Here is a 9,502-nt window from a genome sequence, read left to right on the forward strand (position 1 = left end):
GGACACCAACTCGCCAAGGGCCAGCCATGGCAGATCGAATTGACGCAGGACCAGATCGGCATCCTGCGCGCTCGCGCTCAACGCAATAGACGATCGAGGAAACAGGCATCATGAAATCATTGGTGATCCCGTCGTCGCAACGGCGCTGCTCGATAGATTGCTTCATCATGCCGTCGTCGTGCAGATCGAAGGATCAAGCTATCGGTTGCGGCAGCATGCCGAGCTGATGCCGGAGCATGTCCGATCCAAAGCACTGATCGCACCCCCGGCGTTTGCTCCACCCCAAAAGCCACGCGGACGTCCACCAAAAAATCCCCAAATCTCCCTGGCCCCCACGTCGGCATAAATGGGGAATTTTACTTCGGTACTTCTGGGGAAAGTTCACACGGTATTAACAACCGGTCCGCTTGCGATCGAGGAAGAACGTCACCTGCGCGCCGATATCGCGCTGTCCGCGCTTGCAGAGATTATCTTGGCCTGTCAGCCATGAGGCTCATCGGCCGGTGCAGATCATCCGGCCGAGCAAGGGGGTAAAACTGTGAATTAATAGCGAGCGACACAGCAGGGCACCTGAATTAGTTCATGCTGAGATACGGCCGGCCACACCTCATTCAGAGAGGCGGTGCTTTACCGTGCGGTCGGCGATTCGAAGCGGCCCTTCGCCTGACTGGAGTTTTACGCGAGGAACTTCGATGCAGTTCCGAAAGTGCCCCGGCCGAAACTGGGGCATGCCCTGCCACGCCTGGGCTCCGTCGAAGTCGAGAACGGTCGCCGTGCCGATCAGTTCATCGTGAAAGTCGCGGGAAGGGCTCCTGTGGAACGTTGATCAACTTTCCATGAGCATAATGAAATATGTATTTTGCATGTGGCGGGGCGAACCGGTGCGCATAACATGGGGTCCCTTGCTGCCCGAGAGAGGACGCACATTTTGGAGAGCTCAGGACAGGCCCAGCCAAGCGACAGTGACACTTCCAAACGACGCCTGCAGGATGCCCCGGTGCAAGGCGATCTCACCCCGCGCGCGGGACAGTGGATCGCAGCCTTGACCGGGGCGGGCCTCGTTGTTGTTTCGAACCGGGTTGCGCGCGGTGGCCCCGGGGAACCCATGACCGGGGGACTTGCTGCGTCCCTGCTGTCCATTGTGGAACATTCCGGAGCGATCTGGGTGGGGTGCTCGGGTTCACAGGGCGATGGGCGACACGGGAACGCGTCGGTCCAGACACTTGGCACCGGCGCGCTGGTGACGCTGGATCTGCCCGCCGGGCATTATGACCGCTATTATGAGGGCTTTTCCAATTCAACGTTGTGGCCAGCGTTCCATTCGCTGCCCAACCTGATGCAGGATTCGCAAGGTGATTATCAAAGCTATTGCGAGATCAACGCCTTAATGGCGCAAGCGCTGCACCAGTTCAGGGATCGCAACGCGTTCTGGGTGCATGATTATCATTTCCTCGTGCTCGGCGCGGAGCTACGTAAGCTCGGCATCGACCGGCCGATCGGCTTCTTCCTACATACGCCATGGCCGCCACTCGCCCTTATGAAGCATGTGCCGCATCATGGCGAACTGATCGAATCAATGCTTGCGTATGACCTGATCGGCTTCCAGACCGAGGGCGATCGGCAGAATTTTCTTGCCTCTGTTGGTTCCGATCTCGGGCTAGGCACTGAGGACGGTGGTGTGATCTCGCACTATGGTCTGACGCGATGCCAAGTATTTCCGATCGGCATCGATCCGGACAAGTTCGCCCAGCATGCTGCAAATTCGAGCTCACACTCCGATGTGGCCCATGTGACGCACGGTCTTAGTGGCGAGAAGCTTGCGATCGGCGTCGACCGACTTGACCACACCAAAGGTATCCCTGAACGGATTGAAGCCTTCGCCCACCACTGGTCTAAGAATCCGCGCACCATCTCGCTTTTGCAAATCGCCAACCCCTCGCGTACTGGTATCCAAACCTATCGCGACTTGCAGGACTCAGTCGGCCAACTTGTCGCCGATGTCAACCGCAAGTATGGCGCTGGCGACTGGACGCCGATCCGCTACGTCACTAAAAGCTTCGGCCAAGATGTGCTCTCGGGTCTCTACCGCACCGCCCAGGTTGGCGTGGTCACCCCGCTTCGTGACGGCATGAACCTCGTGGCGAAAGAATACGTCGCCGCGCAAAACCCGAACGATCCCGGCGTGCTGATCTTGTCCAAGTTTGCGGGCGCGGCCGACGAACTCGATACGGCGCTGCTGGTCGACCCTACCAAAGTCGAGGAGATGGTATGCGCGATTTCGACGGCGATCGCGATGCCGCGCGAGGAGCGCGTGGTCCGCTGGCGAGCGATGATGACGAAGATTCGACAAGGTACGGTCCACCGATGGGCAGCGGATTTCGTTTCGCAGCTGGAGAAGAGCCGGCTCGCGTTGGTCCCGGGAAAGGCCGTTTCGCACGATGGGGAGGTGCCCAGTGGCTCAAAGCGGCGCGAGGCGGACGAGCCATGACCGGCGCTTCGAGCAACTTGAATGTGCGGCTGCAGTTGCCCTTTCCGACAGCCAGTGCGCCAGGCCGCATAGGTGCCCACAGAGGAGGTCAGCGCCGCGGCTGGGTCCACGGCCCGGCCCCTGACGCCTTGGTCGGCGCGCTGCGAAACGCGGCATCCTGCCGAGCCCGGGCAAGCCCGCGATAAGCTTGTACCCTCCGCGGCAGCCGGTTGGCGGAAGGATGAGGGAGACGACCGTCAATAATCCGCTGGGCTTTCGCCCCTACTAAAAGGCGGCTGAACGATGCGCTTGACTAACTCTGCTTTCTCACTTGCGGAACGACCTGACGTCGACGCGCGGGTTTTCCAGGACAAGTTGTGAGCTTCCGCTCTGGTTTTCGTCCGGCAAGCGGTCGGACGCTTGTTACCTACTTTAAGACGAGATCGAGAAGAAGGACATGGTTGGACAACCTGTTGCGCTCAAAGGGCACATGCATATCTGCCCTATGGTTGACCCCGGATCAAAGCCCCATATCGGCGGCCCAGTGATCTCGACCAGCCAGAATTTTGTCTGTGTGGAGGGCATTCCAATCGCTACCGTCAGCGACACATGCCTATGTTCCGGCGCGCCGACAACGTCCGACAGGATTAAGGAAGGTTCTTCAATCGCGCGGATCAACGGCAAGAGGATTGCGCGGATGGGAGATTCTTGTTCGCACGGCGGGCGCTTAGCTCAAGGTGTGTCGTGGATAACGTTCGAGTAACGTCCCGGGGCAACGCGCTGGCGCCGAGTCGAACTGTGAGACGTGCGATTGTGCAGGGCACCGCCACGCTGTAGTTCGTCCCGATGCTGGAAGCGATGAAGGGCCGCTTTAAGATCAGGACTGCAATGGGTTACGAGATCGATCGTTCAGCACTGCGAATCACGCGGCCAAGCCTGTTCACCAGCGCGACGACTTACCGCCCAATTGGATCTGAAATCAGGTCCATGAAAATCTCGCGAGAGCAGCGCGAAGCTGGGGTGAAAAATACGAAAAACAGCCCCTTCAACGTTTGGCTCGATAAACAAGTCAAGGATGAAAGCGGTGCGCTTGATCTTGAGAAACTCTATGAAGTCGCCCGTCGCTACGGGTCGAGAAACGCTAAGTTACCCTCAACCCGGGCCAGGAGCGCATGAACATTGGTGTTCAGCTACGCCAGGTTGTTGACCCCTCCCAGAACATCCAAAAGCCAGTTCCCTTGATTGGACCAATAAATGTCTTGTAGTAGAAACCAGCGCCAAAGAACCGCGACATCAAGCCGTTTACGGCGCCCACGTCGAACTGGAGGCTCGGCCACGCATTTTGGGAGGTCGATGTCAAACCATCGAAAACTTCTACCATCGTCGCTTGAGCGTTCGGCGCGTGACGGTTACCGTCGCGAAGATGCACGAGTGCATTCGGCTCTTCGACGCCGGCCGCCATCAATCCACGGGGACGATGGTATTTGAAGCTCCGGGCCAGAAGGATTTGGTCGCCGGCCAGTAGCGCCGAGGCAAGCGTATCGCCCGGATAAGCGGCAAAGGATCGGCCGTCGAACTGAACACTGACGGGGCGGCTGCGGTCGATACGCCCACCACTGGAAAGTCTGCGCGCCGTCTGCCGCCACCTCATCTGCGAAGTCTGCGACCTCGCAGGCCAGGTAGCTTCCGGAAATCTCGTGTGTGAGAGTGTCGCGCTCCACGATCAGCCATTGCTGGCAACCGGTCACGTGATGCCAATATTCCTTATGGGGACCGCGAGGGTTGTCGCGGATAAAGACGTACTCCACCCACGCTTTGGGGTCGGATTCGGTCATATCAGGACGACGCACAGTTGCATCCCCGCTATAGGTAAACTCGGTTTCGTCCCGAAGGCCGCAGACCGGGCAATGGATTCTCAACATGGTTGACCTCAATGGGCGTTGGGTTGAGGGCCTACGCCCTTTTCGTCAATCTGATAGCCGCGTTCGAAACCCTCGAGTTTAAATTCCGAGTTGTCGGGATGGGGCTCGTCCTTGGCGATTGTCCAGGCGAAGCAGTAACTGGACGCGGGTGTTGCCTTGAAGCCGCCGTAACACCAGCCACCCTTCAGCCAGAGCCCTTCGAACGGCATTTTACCGATGATGGGCGAGCCATCCATCGACATATCCATGACGCCAGCCCAATGGCGGAGCAGACGAAGCCTGGACAGGGAGGGCATAAGAGCCTTGGTGCTGTGAAGGGTTTGTTCCACAATGGGCAGACCGCCGCGCTGGGTATAGGAATTGAAACCATCGAGGTCACCACCGAGCACCAATCCACCCTTGTCCGACTGGCTGATGTAAAATTGGGCAGCGCCGAAAGAGATAACGCTGTCGACCAGCGGCTTCAGGGGCTCGGTTACGAAGGCCTGAAGAACATGCGTCTCGACGGGCAGGCGAAGTCCCGCCTTTGCCGCCAGATGACCGGTATGGCCGGCGACAGCCAAAGCCACCTTCTTCGCGCGGATCGGGCCGCGGGTCGTCTCGACACCGACGATCCTGTCCTTGTCCCAGATGTAGCCCACTACCTCGCATTGTTGGATGAGGTCAACGCAATGCCTGTCTGCGCCACGCGCATAGCCCCATGCGACGGCGTCGTGGCGCGCCGTGCCCGTACGCCCCTGGTAGATCGCGCCGTGGATTGGAAAACGGGCATTCTGCGAGTAATCGAGATAGGGAATGCGACGCATGACCCCGGCGCGATCAAACAGTTCTGCATCGATGCCGTTCGCACGCATGACGTTGCCGCGCCGGCGCGCCGCGTCCATCTGGGCGGGGAGTGGCATAAGTTATATTGTCCCCGCTGGGAGATCATGACGTTATAGTTCAGGTCCTGGCTCAGGTTCTCCCAGAGTTGCATGGACCTTTCGTAGAACATCGTATTGCCCGGCATCATGTAGTTCGAGCGGACGATTGTGGTGTTACGCCCAGCGTTGCCGCCCTCGAGCCAACCCTTTTCTAAGACCGCAACGTTTCGAATGCCGTGTTCCTTGGCGAGGTAGTAGGCGGTTGCCAGACCGTGGCCGCCACCGCCAACGATCACGACGTCGTAACTTGGTTTCGGAGCGGGGTCGCACCAGGTGCGCGATCAGTGCCGATTGCCGGTGAGGCCGTGGCGGAGAATGGAGAGGGCGGAGTAATGATTTATGCGACGTCCTCGCGATAATCGGTACTTTCGCGAACAACCCGGAGGACCTCGTCGTGGGTCAGAAGGCCGCGTTCTATGGCTAGCTCGATGAATGGGCGCCGTACCGCAACGGAGGCCTCCACAAGCTTAGAGACCTCGGCATAGCCGAGTTTTGGCACGAAGACGGTGGCAAGTGCCGACGACTGCATGAGGTTCCTGAGAGATTGCTCGCTGTCGGCCTCGATGCCGGCGATACATTTGTCGGCGAAAATGCGCGTGGATTTTGCAAGGAGTTCGATCGAGTCAAACAGTCGTGATGCGAAGACCGGTTCGAAATGATTGATCTCAAGCTGACCGTGCAAGGCGGCGAGCGAAACAGCAGCGTCATTTCCAACGACGGCGAAGGCAACCTGTTGCATCATCATCGGCAAGACCGGATTGACCTTACCAGGCATGATGGAGGAACCCGGTTGTACGGAGGGAAGCCGCAGTTCGCCGACGCCGCTGTTCGGACCGGACGCAAGGATGATGAGATCAGATGCAATCTTGCCGATGACCTCGGCGCAGATGCGGATCTCCGAAGAGACGCGCGCGAATGCGTCGGCATTCTGTATGGCATCGAACATATTTTCGCCGGGGCGGACATCTGCCCCGACGATTTCCTTCAAATGACGATAAACCGCGCTCCGGTAGCCAGAAGCCGAGCCTAAACCGGTTCCGATAGCCGTTCCGCCCAGGGGCAGGACAAGCATTTCATCACGAACGGACGCCATTTTCTCGACAAGTCGACGAATGGCGGCGGCATAGCCGCCGAACGCCTGACCGAGGCGCATGGGCTGGGCTGCCTGCATGCACGTCCTGCCGATCCGTAACACATCTTCGAAGGCAATGGAGCGATCTTCGAGAGCGTGGGCGAGATGCGTCAGGGCATCGATGAGAGTCTGAGACTTGTCATAGACGGCCAGCTTGACGGCTGCCGGCAAGACGTCGTTCGTCGACTGGCCGGTATTGACGTGATCGTTGGGATGGATGCGGCTATATGTTCCTGGCTGCTCGTTGAGGATCTGGAGCGCACGGTTGGCAATGACTTCATTGGCGTTCATGTTGATGGAGGTTCCACCGGAGCCTTCCAGCAAATCGACGATGAACTGATCGGCGTGATGGCCGTTTTCAACCTCGACGGCTGCCTCGATGATGGCGCTCGCAATATCGGCAGGGAGGATGCCGATATCGCGATTGGCGGCCGCTGCTGCATGCTTGATGCGCGCAAGCGCCTTGAGAAGCTCCGGCGCGTCGCCGAGCTTATGAAATGAGATGTCGAAGTTTTCCTGACCACGAAGCGTGGCGACGCCGTACAAAGCTCCTTTCGGCAATTCTCGGGAGCCGAGGCTGTCTGTGTCTGTTCTAGTGGTTGGCATGAGGTTCCCCAAATCCGATCAAGCGATGCCGCGAAGAATGACAAAATGGCCATGAGTTGTGAACCGAACAAGCGTTACTTAAATCAATTCACTTAACAGCATCATTTTCGCTTATAATAACAGCTCGCCCTTGGCACGGATGGCGGCGGCTCGCTATCCATGACCGACCACGCGGGAGAAGAGCATGCTTCCTAAAATTGCATTCGTCGGGACAGGCGGAACGATCGCTTCGATCGGGACAGATCCGTTTGACCTGCTCGACTACAAGGCGACCGACGAGCGCATCGATGCTGAAACCCTGATCGAACGAACGGGACTCCAGGGGGCCATCGCGACCATACTGCCGGTTAACTTTCGCCAGATTGACAGCACCGCTATCACCTTCAACGATTGGGCCGATCTAGCGGAACTGTGCAGCGAACTTGCCTGCGACCCGGAGATCAATGGAATTGTCATCGGTCACGGGACGGCTAGTCTTGAAGAAACGGCTTGGCTGCTGTCCCTGGTGCTGGATCGCAAAATCCCTGTAGTCGTCACAGGATCGATGCGGCCCCTGACTGGCATTTCCTCCGATGCTCACGCCAATTTGGCCGCGGCGATCCGCGTGGCTGCGGCCGATGCCGACAGCCCGGACGTTCTGGTCGTAATGAACGACGAGATCCACTCGCCCCGCACGGTAACGAAGTCCCACACGCTTCATCTGAATGCATTTCAATCGCCGTGGTTCGGCCCGCTTTGTTTCATCGATGGGCCGGTGGCGGATATCATCCGCGCCGACCGCCGCGAGTTAGGCAAATTCTCGCAGGACCTGCTGCGGCGCCTCCCGCGCGTCGATATCGCTTACAGTTACGTTGGCGCGGATGGCTCTGCCATTCGTTCGTTGATGCTGGCGCAACAGGCATCGTATCGGCCGGGTTCGCTCCAGGTGTTGGCACGCGGGAGGAAGTGCGCGCCTTGAACGATGCCGTATCGAGGAGACTTGTGGTGGTGCAGTCATGACGAGCGGGTGCGGGCCGGGTAGACGACATCGCACACCATAAATCAATCGGGATTATCGCCGGCAATGATCTAAGTCCCCAAAAGGCCAAGATTTTGGTCGTGTTGTGCCTTGCCCGTGGTGACACTCAGAGGCAAATCGAAAAGGTCTTTCAATCCACTTGATCGCCCTCTGGCGAGGGCTGGCGCCAAATCATGTCGTTCGCAAGATTCGCAAGCCAGGGAATCAGCCTGACGATCTGCGGCAGGGTGTGGTTCTCGAGCATTTCCCGCGCAGCATCCGCGATTCTTGGTCCGAGCGTGTCGAACTCGCCCCGGCGGGTCACAAGCGTCAACTCACGTGAGAAGCCGGGACTAGGTAGAGGCAGCACTGAAAGCGCGGGCAGATGGATCGTGCCCTGCATGAGGCAGAGCGGCGTCGTGATCGCAACACCGACGCCGCCTGCGACCATTGCAAGAAGTGAGTCAGACGTGTCGAAGGAAAGAACCTGCGGATGTTCAATCCGCAATCGCCTAAGATGTCTCTCGACCTGCATACCCATGTGCGATCGAGCGCCATAGCGAATGAGCCGGTGCTCAAACAGCACATCCCGGATCGGACGATCGCGGAGCGTGTCACCCCAGGTGACCGGCGCCACCAACAAGAAGGGTTCTCGATACAGTGGAAAGCGCATCATTTCATCCAGTTCCTCCATCCGGTCGGATGTGATGGCTGCGTCGATCTCGTGGCGCATCAAGGCGTCCGTGTGGGCATGCGCCAAGCCGGAAAACGCGGCAACCCTGAGCGCGATGGCACCTTCCATCAAGTCTCGGATCAATACGGGTCCAACCGCAGAGGCAAACGTATCGACACGCCCAGCCGCAGGTCCTGACGTTCGGGCCGAAGGGCCGTTGCTCGGACTTCCTCGATGGCCCGTTCCGCGCGGATCGCGATCTCACTGATATGGGCAACGAGCACCCGCCCGGCCTCCGTTGGGACAAGGGGCCGACGATCCCTGTGCATCAACGTGACCTCCACCTGAGCTTCGGCACGCTTCATCGCCTGGGACACAGCTGACTGTGTCATCCCGAGCTGAGCGGCCGCAGCGCTCATGCTGCCCGCCTCGATCACAGTCGCGGCAATTTCGAGCGCATGAAGGTCGGGGAGTGGCATCTATGTTCAGTCGATATTATGTTAATCAGTAATTCTGCTACTACGACCGAATTTCGATTGAAGCAATGGCCGTTATTCATGAGAGTGAGAACTACGGTCCGTCCTCTCCGCAGAACCACAAGAAGCAAATCGGAGGCAATCGAGGCCCTAATCATTCCAAACGTGGGGGAACGGACAATGTTACCGATAGTGTTGATGCTCCCGATGGGATGGTGATGGTTCGCTGTCCCAGTTCGGGGGATGGATGGCACGGCGGATCAGCATGGCGACTCGGACGGAACTGATTGAAGCAATCATTGAGCG

General features: G+C 58.6%; 8 protein-coding genes and 3 pseudogenes. 5 read left to right on the plus strand and 6 right to left on the minus strand.

Translation table 11 applies throughout. The annotated features are described in order from the left end of the window. Positions 1-112: 112 nt before the first annotated feature. The 4 genes and pseudogenes from C5L12_RS26765 to C5L12_RS26780 all read left to right on the plus strand — a co-directional run. Positions 113-346, plus strand: a pseudogene (locus C5L12_RS26765) (ATP-binding protein); the annotation flags it as partial. A gap of 759 nt (positions 347-1,105) precedes the next feature. After that, complete coding sequence (locus C5L12_RS26770) at positions 1,106-2,488, plus strand: alpha,alpha-trehalose-phosphate synthase (UDP-forming) (protein ID WP_105375059.1); 1,383 nt, start codon at positions 1,106-1,108, stop codon at positions 2,486-2,488. 484 nt (positions 2,489-2,972) lie between these two features. Next, positions 2,973-3,230 (plus strand): PAAR domain-containing protein, encoded by a 258-nt coding sequence (locus tag C5L12_RS26775; protein WP_342588646.1) that lies wholly within the window; start codon positions 2,973-2,975, stop codon positions 3,228-3,230. Between the two features lie 83 nt (positions 3,231-3,313). Continuing rightward, positions 3,314-3,643: a hypothetical protein gene (locus tag C5L12_RS26780; RefSeq protein ID WP_105375055.1), complete on the plus strand. Its 330-nt coding sequence runs from the start codon at positions 3,314-3,316 to the stop codon at positions 3,641-3,643. A 10-nt stretch (positions 3,644-3,653) separates the two neighbouring features. Here C5L12_RS26780 and C5L12_RS26785 read toward each other — a convergent pair whose 3' ends face one another. From C5L12_RS26785 to C5L12_RS26800, 4 genes and pseudogenes are all read right to left on the minus strand, one after another. Continuing rightward, positions 3,654-4,118, minus strand: coding sequence for a 2Fe-2S iron-sulfur cluster-binding protein (locus C5L12_RS26785; RefSeq protein ID WP_105375056.1), 465 nt, complete (start codon positions 4,116-4,118; stop codon positions 3,654-3,656). Positions 4,119-4,155: 37 nt separating this feature from the next. Beyond that, a pseudogene (locus C5L12_RS26790) lies at positions 4,156-4,389 on the minus strand (sarcosine oxidase subunit delta); the annotation flags it as partial. 8 nt (positions 4,390-4,397) lie between these two features. Then, positions 4,398-5,653 (minus strand): annotated as a pseudogene (locus C5L12_RS26795) (sarcosine oxidase subunit beta family protein). Then, on the minus strand, positions 5,650-7,050 hold the full coding sequence (locus tag C5L12_RS26800; protein WP_105375057.1) for an aspartate ammonia-lyase: 1,401 nt from the start codon (positions 7,048-7,050) through the stop codon (positions 5,650-5,652). The pseudogene C5L12_RS26795 and the gene C5L12_RS26800 overlap by 4 nt, the downstream one beginning before the upstream one ends. 184 nt (positions 7,051-7,234) lie before the next feature. Between C5L12_RS26800 and C5L12_RS26805 the strand changes: the two genes are divergently transcribed. Next, the gene (locus C5L12_RS26805) at positions 7,235-8,008 is read left to right on the plus strand and encodes an asparaginase domain-containing protein (protein WP_105375058.1); all 774 of its coding nucleotides are present in this window, start codon (positions 7,235-7,237) and stop codon (positions 8,006-8,008) included. A 190-nt stretch (positions 8,009-8,198) separates the two neighbouring features. On the opposite strand, the gene C5L12_RS26810 is transcribed toward C5L12_RS26805, so the two are convergent. Both C5L12_RS26810 and C5L12_RS28930 read right to left on the minus strand, forming a co-directional pair. Next, positions 8,199-8,849, minus strand: a complete 651-nt coding sequence (locus C5L12_RS26810; protein WP_245423056.1) for a LysR substrate-binding domain-containing protein — start codon at positions 8,847-8,849, stop codon at positions 8,199-8,201. A gap of 11 nt (positions 8,850-8,860) precedes the next feature. Beyond that, positions 8,861-9,199 (minus strand): LysR family transcriptional regulator, encoded by a 339-nt coding sequence (locus C5L12_RS28930; protein WP_245423057.1) that lies wholly within the window; start codon positions 9,197-9,199, stop codon positions 8,861-8,863. Positions 9,200-9,502: the final 303 nt, after the last annotated feature.

The organism is Neorhizobium huautlense (assembly GCF_002968575.1).
GTDB classification, from domain to species: Bacteria; Pseudomonadota; Alphaproteobacteria; order Rhizobiales; family Rhizobiaceae; genus Neorhizobium; species Neorhizobium huautlense.

Coding starts and splice junctions, on each gene's coding strand:
- C5L12_RS26780 (WP_105375055.1), top strand. CDS start 3,314: ATGCTGGAAGCGATGAAGGGCCGCTTTAAGATCAGGACTGCAATGGGT.
- C5L12_RS26800 (WP_105375057.1), bottom strand. CDS start 7,050: ATGCCAACCACTAGAACAGACACAGACAGCCTCGGCTCCCGAGAATTG.
- C5L12_RS28930 (WP_245423057.1), bottom strand. CDS start 9,199: ATGCCACTCCCCGACCTTCATGCGCTCGAAATTGCCGCGACTGTGATC.
- C5L12_RS26775 (WP_342588646.1), top strand. CDS start 2,973: ATGGTTGACCCCGGATCAAAGCCCCATATCGGCGGCCCAGTGATCTCG.
- C5L12_RS26810 (WP_245423056.1), bottom strand. CDS start 8,849: ATGGAAGGTGCCATCGCGCTCAGGGTTGCCGCGTTTTCCGGCTTGGCG.
- C5L12_RS26805 (WP_105375058.1), top strand. CDS start 7,235: ATGCTTCCTAAAATTGCATTCGTCGGGACAGGCGGAACGATCGCTTCG.
- C5L12_RS26770 (WP_105375059.1), top strand. CDS start 1,106: ATGACCGGGGGACTTGCTGCGTCCCTGCTGTCCATTGTGGAACATTCC.
- C5L12_RS26785 (WP_105375056.1), bottom strand. CDS start 4,118: ATGAGGTGGCGGCAGACGGCGCGCAGACTTTCCAGTGGTGGGCGTATC.